Source organism: Xanthomonas sp. LF02-5 (genome assembly GCF_034105325.1).
GTDB lineage: Bacteria > Pseudomonadota > Gammaproteobacteria > Xanthomonadales > Xanthomonadaceae > Xanthomonas_A > Xanthomonas_A sontii.
The window spans coordinates 503,705-520,768 of record NZ_JAXGGF010000002.1; the positions used below are offsets into that span (position 1 = coordinate 503,705).

15 protein-coding genes are annotated in these 17,064 nt (G+C 71.2%); 2 read left to right on the top strand and 13 right to left on the bottom strand.

The features are described 5' to 3' along the window. Positions 1–27: 27 nt before the first annotated feature. The 8 genes from kduD to SLW52_RS08265 all read right to left on the bottom strand — a co-directional run bounded on the left by kduD (position 28) and on the right by SLW52_RS08265 (position 7,772). The gene (gene kduD / locus SLW52_RS08230; protein WP_010343054.1) at positions 28–783 is read right to left on the bottom strand and encodes a 2-dehydro-3-deoxy-D-gluconate 5-dehydrogenase KduD; all 756 of its coding nucleotides are present in this window, start codon (positions 781–783) and stop codon (positions 28–30) included. Positions 784–844: 61 nt separating this feature from the next. Further along, positions 845–1,699, bottom strand: a complete 855-nt coding sequence (gene kduI / locus SLW52_RS08235; protein ID WP_320739960.1) for a 5-dehydro-4-deoxy-D-glucuronate isomerase — start codon at positions 1,697–1,699, stop codon at positions 845–847. A gap of 157 nt (positions 1,700–1,856) precedes the next feature. Continuing rightward, positions 1,857–2,246: a VOC family protein gene (locus SLW52_RS08240; protein ID WP_017907810.1), complete on the bottom strand. Its 390-nt coding sequence runs from the start codon at positions 2,244–2,246 to the stop codon at positions 1,857–1,859. A 608-nt stretch (positions 2,247–2,854) separates the two neighbouring features. Then, positions 2,855–3,913: a LacI family DNA-binding transcriptional regulator gene (locus tag SLW52_RS08245; protein WP_017907811.1), complete on the bottom strand. Its 1,059-nt coding sequence runs from the start codon at positions 3,911–3,913 to the stop codon at positions 2,855–2,857. Between the two features lie 188 nt (positions 3,914–4,101). Next, the gene (locus SLW52_RS08250) at positions 4,102–5,385 is read right to left on the bottom strand and encodes a TRAP transporter large permease (protein ID WP_017907812.1); all 1,284 of its coding nucleotides are present in this window, start codon (positions 5,383–5,385) and stop codon (positions 4,102–4,104) included. Between the two features lie 2 nt (positions 5,386–5,387). Next, on the bottom strand, positions 5,388–5,906 hold the full coding sequence (locus SLW52_RS08255) for a TRAP transporter small permease (RefSeq protein ID WP_043090705.1): 519 nt from the start codon (positions 5,904–5,906) through the stop codon (positions 5,388–5,390). A gap of 10 nt (positions 5,907–5,916) precedes the next feature. Further along, positions 5,917–6,918, bottom strand: a complete 1,002-nt coding sequence (locus SLW52_RS08260) for a TRAP transporter substrate-binding protein (RefSeq protein WP_017914540.1) — start codon at positions 6,916–6,918, stop codon at positions 5,917–5,919. Positions 6,919–6,953: 35 nt separating this feature from the next. After that, a complete protein-coding gene (locus tag SLW52_RS08265; RefSeq protein WP_320739963.1) occupies positions 6,954–7,772 on the bottom strand; it encodes a 2-keto-4-pentenoate hydratase in 819 nt (272 codons plus the stop codon). 286 nt (positions 7,773–8,058) lie between these two features. Here SLW52_RS08265 and SLW52_RS08270 point away from each other — a divergent pair, with 286 nt between their 5' ends. After that, positions 8,059–9,162: an alpha/beta hydrolase gene (locus SLW52_RS08270; RefSeq protein WP_320739964.1), complete on the top strand. Its 1,104-nt coding sequence runs from the start codon at positions 8,059–8,061 to the stop codon at positions 9,160–9,162. Positions 9,163–9,464: 302 nt separating this feature from the next. Further along, on the top strand, positions 9,465–10,964 hold the full coding sequence (locus tag SLW52_RS08275) for a carboxylesterase family protein (RefSeq protein WP_320740087.1): 1,500 nt from the start codon (positions 9,465–9,467) through the stop codon (positions 10,962–10,964). 179 nt (positions 10,965–11,143) lie between these two features. On the opposite strand, the gene SLW52_RS08280 is transcribed toward SLW52_RS08275, so the two are convergent. The 5 genes from SLW52_RS08280 to SLW52_RS08300 all read right to left on the bottom strand — a co-directional run bounded on the left by SLW52_RS08280 (position 11,144) and on the right by SLW52_RS08300 (position 16,874). Further along, entirely contained in the window at positions 11,144–12,319 is a 1,176-nt protein-coding gene (locus SLW52_RS08280; protein ID WP_320739965.1) for a GGDEF domain-containing protein, read from the bottom strand. Positions 12,320–12,522: 203 nt separating this feature from the next. Further along, positions 12,523–14,070, bottom strand: a complete 1,548-nt coding sequence (locus SLW52_RS08285) for a PepSY-associated TM helix domain-containing protein (protein WP_320739966.1) — start codon at positions 14,068–14,070, stop codon at positions 12,523–12,525. Further along, positions 14,067–14,339 carry a hypothetical protein gene (locus SLW52_RS08290; RefSeq protein WP_017916978.1) on the bottom strand — a complete coding sequence of 91 codons (273 nt, stop codon included), beginning with the start codon at positions 14,337–14,339 and terminating at the stop codon, positions 14,067–14,069. The genes SLW52_RS08285 and SLW52_RS08290 overlap by 4 nt, the downstream gene beginning before the upstream one ends. Then, positions 14,329–14,619 carry a hypothetical protein gene (locus SLW52_RS08295; RefSeq protein ID WP_017907895.1) on the bottom strand — a complete coding sequence of 97 codons (291 nt, stop codon included), beginning with the start codon at positions 14,617–14,619 and terminating at the stop codon, positions 14,329–14,331. The genes SLW52_RS08290 and SLW52_RS08295 overlap by 11 nt, the downstream gene beginning before the upstream one ends. After that, positions 14,619–16,874 (bottom strand): TonB-dependent receptor, encoded by a 2,256-nt coding sequence (locus tag SLW52_RS08300; RefSeq protein WP_320739967.1) that lies wholly within the window; start codon positions 16,872–16,874, stop codon positions 14,619–14,621. Before SLW52_RS08300 ends, SLW52_RS08295 begins: the two co-directional genes overlap by 1 nt. Positions 16,875–17,064: the final 190 nt, after the last annotated feature.

A 17,064-nucleotide genomic window follows, 5' to 3' on the forward strand; every position in this document is an offset into this window, starting at 1 on the left:
TTCTCCCGAAGGGAGAAGGGACGGCAGTTAGCGGGCGAGCCAGCCGCCGTCGACCGGGATCACGGTGCCGTTGACGTAGTCCGAGGCGCTGCTGGCCAGGAACACCGCGGTGCCGCCCAGGTCCTCCGGTACGCCCCAGCGGCCGGCCGGGATACGGTCCAGGATCGCCTGGTTGCGTGCGGCGTCGGCGCGCAGCTGCGCGGTGTTGTCGGTGGCCATGTAGCCCGGGGCGATGGCGTTGATGTTGACGCCCTTGGCGCCCCACTCGTTGGCCAGCAGACGGGTGATGCCGGCGATGCCGGACTTGCTGGCGGTATACGAGGGCACGCGGATGCCGCCCTGGAACGACAGCATCGAGGCGATGTTGATGATCTTGCCGCTGCCCTGGGCGATGAAGTGGCGGCCGGCGGCCTGGCACATGAAGAACGCGGACTTGATGTTGACGTTCATGACGTCGTCCCAGTCCTGCTCGCTGAAGTCCACCGCATCGGCACGGCGGATCAGCCCGGCGTTGTTGACCAGGATGTCGAGACGGCCGAGCCCGGCCAGGGTCTCGTCGAGAATGCGCTGCACCGGCTCGATGCTGATCAGGTTGGCCTCGATGGCGACGAAGCGGCGGCCCAGCGCGGTGACCTTGGCCTCGGTCTCGGTGGGCGCGGCGATGCCGGCGGCGGCGATGTCGGCGCCGGCCTGCGCCAGCGCCACGGCGATGCCTTGGCCGAGGCCGGTGTTGGCGCCGGTGACCAGGGCGACCTTGCCTTCGAGACTGAACGGGTGGGTCATTGCGTGGACTCCTTGAGGGAATGCGGACGACGGGAATGGGAGCGGCGCGCGGGACGGCGGCCTACTTGAGCTGGCAGATGTCCAGCACGTGCATGTCGGTGTAGTCGAGGTTCTCGCCGCCCATCGCCCAGATGAAGGCGTAGTTGGCGGTGCCGGCGCCCATGTGGATCGACCACGGCGGCGACACCACGGCCTCGTTGTTCTGCACCACGATGTGGCGCTGCGCGTCCGGCTCGCCCATGAAGTGGTAGACGCGGTCGTTGGCGCCGAGATCGAAGTAGAAATAGACCTCGCTGCGGCGGTCGTGCAGGTGCGGCGGCATGGTGTTCCAGACGCTGCCCGGCTTGAGCACGGTCAGGCCCAGCAGCAGCTGCGAGGACTGGCAGGTGGCCGGCACGATGTACTGGTAGATGGTGCGTTCGTTGCTGGTCTCCAGCGCGCCGCGGTCCAGCGCCACCGCCTCGGCGATCGACAGGCGCTTGGTGGCGAAGCGCGCGTGCGCCGGCGTGGAGGCCAGATAGAACTGCGCCGGGTTGGCCGCGTCGTCGGAGGCGAACACCACCTCGGCGCTGCCCATCGCCACGTACAGGCCGTCCTTCGGGCCCAGCGGATACACGGTGCCGTCGACGGTGACGGTGCCGCTGCCGGCGCCGACGTTGATCACGCCCAGCTCGCGCCGCTCCAGGAACGGGTGTCCCGCGGCCGAGGCCGGTTCGCTCTGCGCCGGCAGCGTCAGCGCCCGCGTGCGCGGGGCGGCGCCGCCGAGCACGAAGCGCTCGTAGTGGGTGTACTTCAGGGTCACCGCGTCGTCGACGAACAGGCCATCGAGCAGGTACAGGTCGCGCAGCTGGTCGTTGCTGGCGCCCTTGATCGCGTCGGGATGGGTCGCGTAGTGGGTCTTGCAGTACAGGGACATGGGGCGCTCCAAGGCAGGCGACGGCGTGTGTCAGCCCGCCACGGAGGACAGTCTAGCGGGTCTGGTAAACCGGTGTCATTCCGCAGTGCACGAAGGGCCGGGATTGGGGATTCGGGAGTGGGGATTGGCAAGCGGCGCCGCCCAGGCGGCGCGGGTCTCACCGCGGGAGCTGTTGGCCGACGTCGATGCGGTTGCCGTCGGGGTCGGCGAAGACGAAGCAGCGCAGGCCGAAGTCGGCATCGCGGATCGCCTTGATGATGCGCACGCCCTGCGCCTGCAGGCCGTCGTACAGGGCCGCGGCGTCGTCGACGATCAGGTGGGCGACGTTGCTGGTGCTGCCGCGGTGGTCGGGACGCAGGGTCAGGTGCAGTTCGGCGTCGTCCTTCTTCAGGATCACGAAACCGACCGGATTGCCGTTCTGGAACACGCTGCGGAAGCCCAGGCGCTCGGTGTAGAAGGCGACGGCGCGGGCGATCTCGGCGACGGGCACGGTCGGCGCCAGGCGGCCGAAACGGACCGCGACGGGGGCGGGGATGGGGGACGACATGGCGAAGGCTCCTCGCAGGAAGGCCGCGCGGTCCGCCCGGGCGGTGCCGGAACGGAGCGGGCCTTCGATGGGCGGAGCGGTGTCCGCACGGTCGGCGGCAGTGTAGACCGTTTGCGGCGAGTCGGGAGGCGGTGGGGGACACGTGCCCCGGCCGACATGTGGGTGCGACGCATGGATGGCGTTGAAACGCGCACGCCCCGCGGTCAGCAGGCGCTTCACTGCTGCCTGGGAACGGCTCCCGGTCTGCCGGGAATCGTTCGCCGCGGCAGTTCGGTTCGTGCGCGTCGGGGCTGAAGCCGCTCCCACAAGAATGCGCTGGGCCTCCCTGTGGGAGGGACTTCAGTCCCGACGACGGAGGGTGTCAGTCGGCTTTCGGCTTCGCTTGTCGCGTCTGCACGACCGTCGACTCCCCACAAAGCGCCTGACACCCGCATTGCAGGTCGCTGACGCCGCTCCCGCAGCGGCGGATGCGCGTGCGGCGGAGCCAGGCGAACTGGCGGGGCGCGAATCATGCATCTCGCCGTGTCGTCGCGAGCGCCTGGCAGGCCGCAAGCCTCCGTCTGCCACCGCTCGCTGCGGCAGCTCGCCGCGCCGCCGCGCCGCCGCGCTCAGTCTTCCGGCGGCTGGCAGGAGTCGCGCACGATCAGGTGCGGGCGCACGCTGGCCACCGCCAGCGACGGCGTGCCCTCGGGCTGGATCAGCATGGCCGCGGCGGTGCGGCCGGTGTCGCGGGTGTGCCGGCGCACCGAGGTCAGCGACGGCCACAGCCGCGAGGCCAGCGGGCTGTCGTCGTAGCCGATGATCGACAGCTGGCGCGGGATGTTGATGTTGGCGCGCAGCGCGACCTTGTACACGCCGGCGGCCATTTCGTCGTTGCCGGTGAAGATCGCGCTGGGGCGCTGCTTGCCCAGCAGCAGCTTTTCCGCCGCGGCCACGCCCGATTCGAAGGTGTAGCCGGCCTCGACGATGCGCGCCGGCGGCAGTTCGATGCCGCGCCGGGTCAGCGCGTCGATGAAGCCGGCGGTGCGCTCGTGCGCGGAGCGGTAGGCGCTGGGGCCGGTGATCAGGGCGATGTCGCGGTGGCCCAGCGACAGCAGGTAGTCGGCGGCCTCGGCGGCGCCGTCGCGGTCGTGGGTGACCACCATCTGCGAGGTGTCGTCCAGCGGCAGCGAGGCGATGCGGGTGTAGCGCACGCCGATGCCGGCGAGCATGTCGGCCAGGGCCTGGTCCTCGGAGGCGCGCGGCACCAGGATCACCCCGTGCAGCTTCTGCTGCTGCACGAAGCGGCGCACGCCCTCGATGTAGCCGGGACTGCGACTGTCGCAAGGATGCACCACCAGTTCGAAGCTGGAGCCGCGCAGTGCGTCCAGCGCGCCGTACTGCATGTCCACGATGTACTGCGCGGTGGGGTTGTCGTAGACCATGCCGATCAGGAACGAGCGACGGAACGCCAGCCCGCGCGCCAGCGGGTCCGGCGCATAGCCGACCTCGCGCATCAGCGCCTCGACCTTCTCGCGGGTGTCTTTGCGCACCAGCGGCGAGTTGTTGATGATCCGCGACACGGTCTTCTTCGACACCCCTGACAGGCGCGCGATGTCGTTGATCGTCGCGGCCTTGCCGTGGGCGGAAGCGGGAGCATCGACGGAACGGGGCTTGTTCGGCGCCATGGACGGAAAACCGGGCGAAAGAAAGGGGATTCTACTGGGTGTCATGTTCGCTCCAGCGCACGGTCACGGAAGCGGTGTAGGCGCACCGCCCCGGTGACCGGCCGCGGCGCTGCCAAGGCCTGCAGCGGCCATCGGCGCGAACGGCCCACGGTCACCCGCCTGGCGCGAGCCGGCGCCGCCGGACCGGCTCAGGCGCGCAGCGCGCGCGGCAGCCACAGCGACAGCTCCGGGAAGAACGCCACGATCAGCAGCACGCACAGCGCCGCCAGCCAGAACGGCCAGATGGTGCGCATGCTCTGGGCCACGGTGATCTGTCCGATCGAGGTACCGATGAACAGCACCGAGCCCACCGGCGGGGTGATCAGGCCGATGCCGCCGGCCAGCACCATCACCAGGCCGAAATGGATCGGGTCGATGCCGTAGGCCTTGGCTACCGGCAGGAAGATCGGCGTGCAGATCAGGATCTTCGGCGCCAGGTCCATGAACATGCCCAGCAGCAGCAGCATCACCACGATCATCAGCAGCACGGTGTGCTGGCTGTGGGCGATGGACTGCAGGAAGTGCACCGCCGCCGCCGGTACCTGCAGGTAGGCCAGCAGCCAGCCGAACACCGCCGCGGTGGCGATCACGAACAGGATCACCCCGGTTGTGCGCGCGGCATGCGTCACCGCACCGAAGAACTCGGCCCAGCGCAGCTGCCGGTACAGCAGCGCGGTGACCAGCAGCGCGTACACCACCGCGATCGCCGCGCTCTCCACCGCGGTGAAGATGCCGGCGCGGATGCCGACGAAGATCAGCGCGACCAGGCCCAGGCCCGGCAGCGCGCCGACCAGGCGCAGCGCCACCGCGCGCCAGCCCGGGAACGCCTCGGTGCCGTAGCCGCGCGAGCGCGCCACCGCGTAGCCGGTGAGCATCATCGCCGCGGTCATCAGCAGAGCCGGGACGATGCCGGCGGCGAACAGGTCGGCGATCGACAGGCCGCCACCGGCCGCGGCCGAGAACAGGATCAGGTTGTGCGAGGGCGGCACCAGCAGCGCCACCAGCGCCGCGGTCATGCTCACGTTGACCGCGTAGTCGCGGTCGTAGCCGCGGTTGATCATCTGCGGAATCATGGTGCCGCCGACCGCCGAGACGTCGGCGATGGCCGAGCCGGACACGCCGCCGAAGAACAGCGAGGACAGCACGCTGACCTGGCCCAGGCCGCCGCGCATGCGCCCGACCAGCGAGGACGCCAGCGCAATCAGGCGGTCGGAGATGCCACCGCGCAGCATCAGTTCGCCGGCGAAGATGAACAACGGGATCGCGATCAGCGACGCCGAGCCGCTGCCGGCGGAGATCTGCTGCACCAGCACCACCGCCGGCAGGTCCAGATACAGCAGCGTGGCCAGCGCGGCCGTGCCCAGCGCATACGCCACCGGCACGCCGATCAGCAGCAGCACCACGAACAAGCCCAACAGGATGGCGATGGCCATGCTCAGTTCCTCCCCATGGTGGTGCCCGGGCGCAGCACCCGCCAGGCCTGGTACAGCGCGAACACGCTCATCAGCGCGCCGCCGATCGACAGCGGCAGGTAGTTGATGCTCTGCGGCATCTGCGCGCCGGCCATCTTGATGTCCAGCCCGTCCAGCAGCAGCACCGCGCCCCACCACGCGATCACCGCACCGATGGCGGCCACCAGCAGCGGGCGCACCAGGTCGATGACGCGGCGCAGGTTGGCGTGCAGCGTCTCGGCCAGCAGGAAGAAGCCGAAGTGGCGGCGGGTGTGCACGCCGGCGGCGGCACCCAGGCTCATCGCCGTGCTCAGCAGCAGCAGCGTCACCGGCTCGGTCCAGCTCGGCGAGTCGTTGAGCACGTAGCGGGTGAACACCTGCCAGCCCTGCACCACCACCAGCCCGAGCAGGGCGGCGGCGGCGGTGCCGATGGCGAGGTTGGCGATCCGGTCCAGCAGCCGCTGCAGCGGCGGCACCGGGAGGGCGGGGGCGTGGTCGGTCATCGGCATGGGCTCAGGCGAAATCGCGAATGCGGCGGTAGAGGGCTTCGATCTCCGGCTGCTGCCGGTACTCGGCCAGCAGCGGCGCGGCGGCCTTGCGGAAGGCCGGCATGTCCACCTCGTTGATGGCCACGCCGTAGTCGATCACCTGCTGCCGCGCCTGCGCCTCGGAGGCATCCCACAGCCGGCGCATCACCGTCACCGACTGCCGCGCCGTCTCCAGCACCAGCGCGCGCTGGTCCGGCGTCAGCGTCTCGAAACTGCGCCGGGACATCACCAGCACGTCCGGCGCGTACGAGTGATCGCTCTGCGACCAGTAGTGCGCGGCCTCGAAGTGGCGGCTGGACTGGAAGCTGCGCATGTTGTTCTCGGCGCCGTCGATCATGTGCGTTTCCATCGCCGAGAAGGTCTCGCCCAGCGACATCGGCGTGGGGTTGGCGCCGAGCATGCGCATCAGCTTGAGGAAGATGTCCGAGTTCGCCACGCGCAGCTTGAGCCCGTGCAGGTCCTTGGGCTGCCGCAGCGGATGCTTGGTGTTGTAGAAGCAGCGCGCGCCGGAGTCGTAGATCGCCAGCCCGACCAGGTCGCGCTGTTCGAAGCTGCGCAGGATGCTGTCGCCGACATGGCCGTCGATCGCGCGGCGCAGGTGCGCCACCGAGTCGAACACGTACGGCAGGCACAGCGCCTGGGTCAGCGGGAAGGCGTTGTTCAACGCACCGGAGTACACGCGGGTGATGTCGATGGCGCCGAAGCGCGCCATGTCGATCGCCTCCGCCTCGCGACCGAGCTGGCCGGAGTGATACTCGCGCAGGCGCAGGCGGCCGCCGGTCTTCTGCTCCAGGATCTGCCCGAACCAGCGCACCGCCTCCACGGTGGGGTAGTCGGCCACGTGCACGTCGGTGGCGGTGAGCAGGCGCGTACCGCTACCGCCGGCCTGCGCCAGCGCACCCAGCGGCACGCCGGCCGCGGCCGCCGCGGTCAGGCCCGCGCCCAGGAATCGTCTACGAGTGATCATGCTGCGCCCTCCCGCGCGTCATTGCCGTCGCCAGCCTAGGCCGCGACCGCCCTGCAGTGAAGTTCGCCGTAGCCGTCGAAGCGGATCGTCGCCTGCTGGCCGATGGCGATGTCGTGGATGCCGGTGGCGTTGCCGGTGGCGATCAGCTCGCCGCGGCGCAGCGGCCGGCCACGCCTGGCCGAGCGCGCCAGCGCGAACGCGAACGCCGCACGCAGGCCGCCCGGCAACAGCGTGGCGCCGCCGGTGCCCACGCACTGACCCTCGATCCAGGTCTCGGCGCGCAGCGCGGTCTCGTCCAGCGCGGTCCAGTCCGGCACCTGCGGCCCCAGCAGCAGGCCGTTGTTGTTGCCGAAATCGGAGATCACCACGCGCGGCCCCAGCTGGTTGATCGTGGCCAGCGGGCTGCTCGCCACCTCGACGCCGACGAACAGCGTCGCCGGCACCTGCGCGGCCTGCTGTGGAGTCCAGTGCAACTGGTCGGCCGGCACGTCCGCGTCCAGGCGCAGCACGTACTCGGCCTCGACCGCGCCGAAGCCGCCCTCGAACACCGGGATGTCCGTTGTTCCACCGGTAGCATTCCACAGCGCAGCCGCGAAGATCGGGCCCAGCAGGCGCTCGTCCCCGGAGTGATCGCGACGCTCGGCGGCGATGTAGCCGACCTTCCAGCCGACCACACGGTCCGGCCATTGCGCGATCGCCAGGTCCTGCACGCGGTAGGCGGTCTCCAGATCGTCGGGGATGACACCGGGGAAATCGGGCAACGAGCGGCCCTGGCGACGGGCCTGGACGAAGCGGGCCGCGATGTCGGCCAACGCGGGCGGTGGCGTCTGCGACGGGCCGGAAGGAAGGCTCAAGGGCATCTCCGCAAGGAATGTGGGGGATCGGAATTGCTGCGCCGCGCATCGACAGCGCGTTGCGCCGTTGTATATGGTAAACCGGTGTCATTGGCAATGTGCGGTGCGGCAAAAGGCCGGGAATCGGGAATCGGGAATCGGGAATCGGCAAAGGCAACAGCAACAGCAACAGCAACAGCAACAGCGATACAGCGCCATGCGTTGGCGCAGGCGGCGCGCACACTGGGGCCATCGTGCCCTCGGCCACGCGCCGCGGGTTTCTTCCATCCACGACGAGATCTCGATGATGTCGGCCCGACTCCTCGCCACCCGCCTACGTCCCGCCGAACCACTGTCCCCATCCTGCGGCAGGCACAGCCCCCGCTCCGGCATCGCCCTGCTGGCAGCGCTGTGCCTGTTGCTGGGCGCCCTCGGCCCGACGGCAGCGGCCGAGCGGCCGGCCAGCGAGAGCGCTGCCGAGGCGGCGGCGCGGCTGCCGCTGTGGCCCGGTCCGGCGCCGGGGTCGACGGCCGGCTCCGAGCACGCGCATCTGGTCGAGCGCAGCGACGACCCGGCCCTGCCCGATCGCGCGCTCAGCGGCCGTTACCAGCCCTACATGGTGGTGTACCGGCCGAAGCACCCGAACGGCAGCGCGCTGCTGGTGGCGCCGGGCGGCGGCTATGCGCGCGTGGTGCTGGACAAGGAAGGCACGGCATTGGTATCGATCTTCGCCGAACAAGCCGGCATCACCCTGTTCGTGCTGCGTTACCGGCTGCCCGATGCGGCCGCCGACGGCGCCATGGCGCGCGACCAGCCACTGGCCGATGCGCAGCGCGCGCTGCGCCTGATCCGCGCGCATGCCGCCGACTACGGCGTGGATCCGCAGCGCATCGGCGCGATCGGCTTCTCCGCCGGCGGCCACGTCGCCGCCAGCCTCGGCACCCGCTACGACGACGTGGTGTATCCGGCGCGCGATGCGATCGACCGGGTCAGCGCGCGGCCGGATTTCCTGTTGCTGCTGTACCCGGTCATCGACATGGGTAGCGGCACCGCGGCGCACACCGGCTCACGGCTGCGGCTGCTGGGCCGCCATCCGGACGCGGCGACCATGGCCGCCTACTCGCTGCAGAACCGGGTGCATGCCGGCATGCCGCCGACCTTCCTGGTGCACGCGCAGGACGATCCGGTAGTGCCGGAAGAGAACAGCCTGCTGTTCTACCAGGCGCTGCGCCAGGCCGGGGTGCCGGCCGAGCTGCACCTGTTCGCGCACGGCGGCCATGGCTTCGGCACCCGCGGCATCGCCGGCCTGCCGCTGGCGGCATGGCCGCAGCTGGCGCTGGGCTGGATGCGCAGCGTGCAGGACGATCCCCGCGCCCGCGCGCCGATCCCGCCACCGGCGGGCACGCCGTGAGCCCGTCCGTGAGCGACCTCTCCACCACGCGGCGGCGCCCGCCTCGCCCGGTCCACGCACGCCGCCGGACCGCCGGCCGTCGCAAACACGGCCACGCCGCCACACCTCTCGCGTCCCCGATCGCCTAGCCAGGACACCGTCCACGCATGACCGCCCGCCCTCGCCTGCCCGCCCCGCTCCCCACCGCGCCCGACGCGGCCGCCCCCGACGACCATGGCCGCCGCCGCTTCCTGCGCGACGGCGCGCTCGGCGCCCTGGCCTTCAGCGGCGCGCTGCCCGGTCTGGCGCCGGCCTCGGTGCCGATGCGGGCGGCGCCGCTGGCGCGCACCCGCAGCGGCCGCATCCGTGGCGTGCGCGAGCAGGGCGTGTGCGTGTTCAAGGGCATTGCCTACGGCGCCGACACCGCGCCGCGACGCTTCCAACCGGCGCTGCAGGAACGGCCCTGGCACGGCGTGCGCGACTGCGGCGCCTATGGTGCGTCGGCGCCGCAGCGCGGGTCCGAGCCGGTCAGCGAGGACTGCCTGTTCCTCAACGTCTGGACCCCGGGCCTGCGCGACGGTGCGAAGCGTCCGATCCTGTTCTACATCCACGGCGGCGCCTACAACAACGGCTCCGGCAGCGACCCGCTGTACGACGGCGTGCGCCTGTGCCAGCGCGGCGACGTGGTGGTGGTCAGCGTCAATCATCGCCTCAATGCGTTCGGCTATCTGTACCTGGCGCCGTTCGGGGGCGACGCCTATGCCGCCTCCGGCAATGTCGGCCAGCTCGACCTGGTGCAGGCGCTGCAGTGGGTGCGCGCGCACGCGGCCGAGTTCGGCGGCGATGCCGGCAACGTCACCGTGTTCGGCCAGTCCGGCGGCGGCGCCAAGATCGCCACGCTGATGGCGATGCCGGCCGCGCAGGGGCTGTTCCACCGCGCCTGGACCATGAGCGGGCAACAGGTCACCGCCGCCGGGCCACGTGCCGCCGGCCAGCGCGCGCAGTTGCTGCTGCAGGCGTTGCAGTTGGAACCATCGCAACTGGACGCGCTGCGCACGCTGCCGCTGCAGCGCGTGCTCGAGGCCACGCGCATCCGCGATCCATCGCGCGCGGAGGACACCGCGCTGTACCTGGGCCCGGTGCTGGATGCGCAGGTGCTGCACCGCCATCCGTTCTGGCCGGACGCGCCGCCGCAGTCGGCGCGCATCCCGATGGTGATCGGCAACACCCACGACGAGACCCGCGCCTTCCTCGGCCACGATCCGGCCAACTTCGCGCTGACCTGGGACGCGCTGCCGGCCAAGCTGGCGCAGGAGCAGTACGTGGACCTGCCGCCGCAGGTGGTGATCGCCGAGTACCGACGGCTGTATCCGCACTACACGCCGAGCGAGGTGTTCTTCGCCGCCACCACCGCCGGCCGCTCCTGGCGTGGCGCGGTCGAGGAAGCCGAGGCGCGCGCGCGGCAGGGCGCGCCGACCTGGGTCTACCAACTGGACTGGGGTTCGCCACTGGACGGCGGCAAGTTCGGCGCCTTCCACACCCTGGACATCCCGCTGGTGTTCGACAACATCCGCCAGCCCGGATCGCGCACCGGCGATGGCGCCGACGCGCAGCGCATGGCCGATGCGATGAGCGCAGCGCTGCTGGCCTTCGCCCGCCACGGCGATCCCAACCACCCCGGCCTGCCACGCTGGGCACCGTACTCGCTGGCCCAGCGCGAAACCCTGCTGTTCGACACCGACAGCCGCCTGGCGCACGACCCGCGCGGCGGCGAGCGCCAGCTCTACGCGCAGGTGCCGTTCGTGCAGCGGGGGACGTTCTGAGGCGGCGGTGGTCAAGTGCCGCGTGCAGCGTTCGCGGCCGTGACGAAGCACGTGTGCGCCCCCGTCGAAAGCAGAGGCGGGCTTCCCAGGTCGGTCGGTGTGCCGCGTCGGGACTGAAGTCCCTCCCACAATGGCGGCTGCGGCGTCGGTCGCGAGGGCTGGTGCGCCGGCTCAGCGCGCTACCAGCCGGTGTCCTCGGCCAGCACCACGCGGTTGCCGACGGCGCGCGCGGAATCCAGCAATGCCTCGGCCCGTTGCATCAGCGTGGCCGGCGTGTCCTCGGGCGTGGCCAGCAGCGCACCGACGCTGACCGTCAGCGCCTGCGCGTCCGCCGCATCCTGGGCGATCGCCATCACCTCGACCATGTCGCGCAGCGCCGGCGCCACCTGGCGCAGGTGCGCGCCGCTGGCGTCGTACAGCACCAGCGCGAAGCGGTCGGCGCCGATGCGCATGGCCACGTCCAGCGGCCGCAGCAGGCATTGCATGGCCTCGGCCACCTCCAGCACCGCGCGGTCGGCGGCCCCGGCGCCGCTGCGCTGGTTCAGCGCGGCGAAGCCGTCGAGTTGGACCAGGATCAGCGCCAGCCCGCGCTGCAGGCGCCCGCGCTCGGCCAGCGCCACCGCCAGGTGTTCGTCGAAGCGGCGGCGGTCGCCCAGGCCGGTGAGCGCGTCGCGCAAGGCCTCGTCGTCGCGTACCCGCCGCTGCAGGAAGCCTTCGCGGCGCGAGTGTTCGCGCAGGTAGCCGCCGGCCGCACCGACCGGCACCGCGGTCCACAGCAGCCACTGCAGGCGCAGGTAGGCATCGTGCGCCGCGCCCTCCAGCAGCAGATGGCCGGCCACGGCGCTGATCGCGCACAGCAGCAGCGCCACCGCCACGCTCTGCCACAACGCCATGCCCAACGGGAAGAAGCCGGCCACGATCACCAGGGTCATCACCGCCGCCGCATAGCGCAGTTCCTGCGGCGGGTAGCCGATGCTCGACAGCACCAGCCCGGTGCCGCCGACCAGCAGCAACAGCGCGGCGCGGCCGGGGCCGTGCGTGTCGGCGCGATGGATCGCCGCCGCCACCCACAGCAGCGCCAGCAGGGTCGCCACGCGCACCGCCACCGCATAGCCGAGCAGGCCGCCGCCGCGCCAGCCGAAATGCACCGCGTCCCAGCCCAGCAGCAGCAGCGCGATCAACACGCCCAGCGAGGCCGCCACGCGCTGCGCGAAGCCCAGCGTGGCGGCGGTGTAGTGGCGGTACGCCCGTTCCAGCGGAGGATCGAAACGCAGCGCGGCGAATCCCTTGCGCAATTGCGCCGCGTAGGCCTCGCCCGGCGGTGCGTCGTGTGGCTCCTGGTAACGCTCGTGCATGCAGTCCCCTGTCGACGGCAACGCGGCGCGAAGTGCGGATCAGGTCACATCAAATCGTGTCACCCGATTCGGTTTCGCGCGGACGCTGCGGTGCCCACGTCGAGACCATGAAAAAGCACCGGCGCGTGATTGTCCACTTTTGGGACGATCGGTTGCGTGACAGCAGCGCCCTGCCGCGCCGCCTTGGCACGGCAGGGCGAGCGTCAGCGCGGCGGCGGGAACGCCCACACGCTGTGTGGATCGCCGCCCTGCCCGCGGCGATACGCGGCGCGCGCCATCTGCCAGTAGGCCCAGGCCAGCGCCAGCGCGCAGGCGTCGATGGCCAGCAGCGTCCCGCTGCTCCACGGCGCCACCCAGCCGGCGGCGCCGCGCAACCCGGCCAGCGGCACCAGCGCGGTCAGCACCGCACAGGCCAGCAGCAGTTCGTAGGCGCCGCGCGCGGTCGGCCGCAACAGCGCCCAGGCCACGCCGAGCGCGAACACGGCGTAGTACGCCCAGCGCTCCATCCCCGGCGGCAACAGGCGCGCGGCCACGAACAGCGCCGACACCCCGGCCACGCAGCCCAGGCAGACGCCGGTGGTCAGCCGCGCCATGACGTGGGTGCGCAACGGCTGCGCGACCTGGCGGCGCTTGCGCCGCGCTTCCACCCACAGCAGGTTGCCGCTGTAGAACAGGAACGCGCCGCCGAGCCCGAGCAGGAAGTACAGCCACTGCAGCGGCCAGCGCCCGTAGTCGCCGAAGTGCAGGGTCTGCAGGCCGCGCAGCGCGGCCACGCCCGGCGACATGGTCTGCGGCGACAGCACCCGCAACACCTTGCCGTCGGCCGCGCGCAGCGCCACGCCGCCGAGCGTGTTGAGCCGGCGCTGCTCCTGGTGGCCGTAGAGCTCCACCTGCGCATTGGCGTCGCCGGCATCGTGGAAGGACAGGCTCTCCGGCACGAAGCCGGGATTGGCCGCGCGCGCCCGTGCCACCAGCTCGGCCACCGGCAGCATCGGCGCAGGCACGTGCGCGGGCTGCACGTGCGGCGCCAGTTCGAAGTCCGGCTGCAGCACCTGCATCAGCTTGCCGTCGAACACCAGGTACTGGAACGGCGCCAGCAGCAGCACGCCCAGGGTCAGCACCGCGCCGGACCAGGCGAAGATCACGTGGAACGGCAGCGACAGCATGCCGATGGCGTTGTGCGCGTCCTGCCACAGGCGCTTGACGTTGCGGCCGCGGCGCAGCGCGAACAGGTCCTTGAGCAGCACCGGCGCGTACAGCACCACGCCACTGACCAGGGCCACTCCGTACAGCAGGCAGACCACGCCGAACAGGTAGGTGCCGAAGGTGCGCGGCAGCCCGGCAGTGAAGTGCAGGTCGTACAGGAACGCGACGAAGCCACTGCGCTGCGGCAGTTGCACCGGCTGCCCGTCGGCACCGGGCTGGAACTGCACCATGCCGCCGAAGGCCTGCTGCGCGGCCGGCCCGAACGCGAACAACTGCGGCTGCGTGCGGCCCTCGCCGGGCAGCATCAGCGTGTACGACGCGGCCAGCGCCGGATGCCGCGCCAGCACCGCATCGGCCAGCGCCTGCGCGGCCTGCTCCGGCGGCAACGCCGGGGCCTGCACCGCGGCCGGGCGCGGCCACTGCTCCAGGTCGTGGGTGAACACGTTGATCGCCCCGGCGTAGAAGGCGATGAACAAGGCCATGCCGGCGAGCAGGCCCATCCAGCTGTGCGCCGACAGGAACTGGCGCAGGGTCGCGGCCTTCATGCGCTCACCTGCACGAGATGGGTGGCCTTGAGCAGGTAAAGCGCCACGTAGCACAGTGCGGTCGCAGCGCCCAGCCACAGCCACGCGCGCGCGCCGCTGCGGAACACGAAGGCCAGCGACATCGCGCCGACCCACAGCGGGAACACCAGCAACAGCCAGGGCAACGTATGCACCTGCAGGTCGCCCGGCCACAGCAGCACGCACAAGCCGATGACGCCCACCGCCAGCGGCAGGCCCAGCACGATCGCCGCCAGCCACCTAGCCCACATCGCCAGCCCCTTGGTGCAATTGTCGCCACGCATCCAGGTACGGCAGGGCCACCGCCGCAAGCATCGTCGCGCTCAGCGCGGCGAACACGCCGGCCCACACGCCCAGCGCCGAAATCGCCGCACCCAACGCGGCCACGCACAGCAGCGTGCCGGCCACGCGCAGCGCGCGCGCGTGCCGATGCCAGGCCGGACGCAGCCGCTGGTGCGCGGTGGCCAGGTAGAACGCCAGCGCCGCCAGCGCGGCGGCGAGCAGATAGGCGACGGTGGCAAAGGCGAGCATCACCAGCGCGCCTCGAAGCCGATGCCGACCACACGCGGCGCGCCCAGGATCGCGACCGGATCGGTGGCCCAGCGGTACTGCATGTAATGGCGGTCGAGCAGGTTGTTGGCGAAGATCCACGCGCTCCAGTCCAGGTTCTCGTAGCCGAACTTGGCATTGACCACGGTGCGCGAGGCCAGTTGCACGGCACCGGCACCGATGTCGGTGTAGACGCGGTCGCGGAAGCTGGCGTTGAGGTTGGCCAGCCAGCCCTCGGCGAAGCGCCAGTTGGCGCCCAGCGCCGCGGTCCAGTGCGGCGCGTAGGCGAATTCGCGGCCGGCGTAGTCGATGACCGAGGCGCCGGCGATGGTGGCGAAGCTGTCGTAGCGGGTGCGCGCATAGCCCAGCGAGCCGTACCAGTCGAAGGCCTCGCTGGGGCGGTGGCTGGCCTCCAGCTCGGCGCCGTATAGATGCGCGCGGCCGGCGTTGACGGTGTTGAAGTCGAAGCTGTTGAGGCCGAAGTAGGCGGTGGTCTGCTTGTCCTTCCAGTCGATGTAGTAGGCGTTGGCGTTGAGGGTCAGGCGCCGGTCCAGCCACTGCGAGCGCAGCGCGGCTTCGTAGTTCCAGGTGTATTCCGGATCGTAGGGGAAGGCCTGGCTGCGCGCCGAGTTGAAGCTGGAGCCGCCGGAGCGGTAGCCGCGCTGCACCACCAAGCTGGTCGACAGGTCCGGGTTCCAGTCGTAGCGCATGCCGAGCTTGGGCAGCAGCGCATCGAAGTCGCGCGTGTTCCAGGCCACCTCGCCGTTGGCCGAGCGCACGATGCCGGCCACGCCCTGGTTGATCGCGACGATGGCCCGATACAGCGCGGTGCCGCTGGCGGCGAAGGCGGCCGGGTCGGGATAGCGGCCGGCGAAGGCCGCGGTGGTGTCGGAGGCCATGGCGTAGCGCTGGCGGTCGTAGCGCAGCCCACCGAGCAGCGAGAACCCGCTGCCCATCTGCCATTGGCCGTCGGCGAACAGCGCGCGGTTGCTGGAGCGGGTCGGGCTGGCGCTGACGTAGTCGACCGGAATCACCGGCAGCGCCTGCGCGTAGCGGGTGGCGATCGCGCTGGCGGTGGCGGCCGGGAAGCCGGCGCTGCGCAGCAGCCCGGCGATGGTGGTGGTCGGCGTGGCGACGTTGTTCAGCAGTTGCGCGTCGTTGTCTTCCACGTGCCGCGCCCAGTACGCGCCGAGCAGGCCCTGCACCGCGGCGCCGGCGTAGTGCAGGCGCAATTCCTGCGAGGCGGTGGTGTCGTCGAGCTGGCGCCGCGCGTAGCCGGCGTTATCCGGGCCATGGTCCATGTCCCACAGGCTGGACGAGGTGACCTTGTTCCAGGCGCTGACCGAGGACAACGACCAGGCGTCGGAGAGCGCGTAGTCGGCCTGCAGGGTGACGATGTCGCTGTCGCTGCGGGTGCGGTCCGGGGTGTTGTTGGTGGTGTAGCGGTGCGCGAAATAGTCGGGCATATCGGTGCGCACGTAGCTGTACATGTACGGGCCGGTGCGGTGCGAGCGGGTGTAGCCCAGCTGCACCTTCAGCCCGGCGATCGCCGACGGCGTCCACAGCAGCTTGCCGCGGTAGATCGCCGAGACCTGCGCGTCGTCGGCGGCCTGGCGGGTGAGGTTCCAGGTGTAGCCGTCGAAGCTGCGCTGCTCCACCGAGGCGCGGAACGCCAGTTCGTCGGCGACGATCGGGCCGCCGACCGCGCCGGCCACGCTGCGGTCGGACGGATCGGAGGCCAGCACCCGCAGCTTGCCCTGCCAGTCCATGGTCGGCTCGGCGGTGCGCAGGACGATCGCGCCGGCCAGGGCGTTCTCGCCCTGCAGGGTGGACTGCGGGCCGCGCAGGATTTCCACCTGCTGCAGGTCCCACAGGCTCAGCGGCGCCCAGCTGATCGCCTTCCACGGCAGGGCGGCGCCGTCCAGGTAGATGGTAGCCAGCGGCGCATCGCTGCCGCCGTCGATGTTGCGGATGCCGCGGATGCTGAAGCCGGCATCGCCGTAGGTCTGGGCCATGTTGGCGGTGCGGTTGAAGACTTCGTAGGCGCTCTGCAGGTTCTCCTGCTCGATGCGCGCTTCGGTGGTGACGGCGACCGAGCTGGTGGTGTCCTGCACGCTGCGGCCGCTTTTCTCGCCGGTGACGACGATCTGGTCGAGAGTGGTGGGATCAGGAGGCGGCGCGGCATCGGCGCTGGCAGCGCGCGTTGGCGGCGCCCAGCTCAGCAAGACGGATACCACGCATAAGGACAACACGGACCGCGCGACGCGCATACACCACTTCCCCCGAAAGACTCACGGTTGAAGGCATGGCGGCGGCTGTGCCTGGCTGCCGGACGCGGCAGCGCTGGGCGCGGACTTTAGCAGAGCGGGGGCGGAGCTGCCATGGGATTTGGGATGGGTGGCAGGTTTGCTCGGGGGTCTTGGGAGC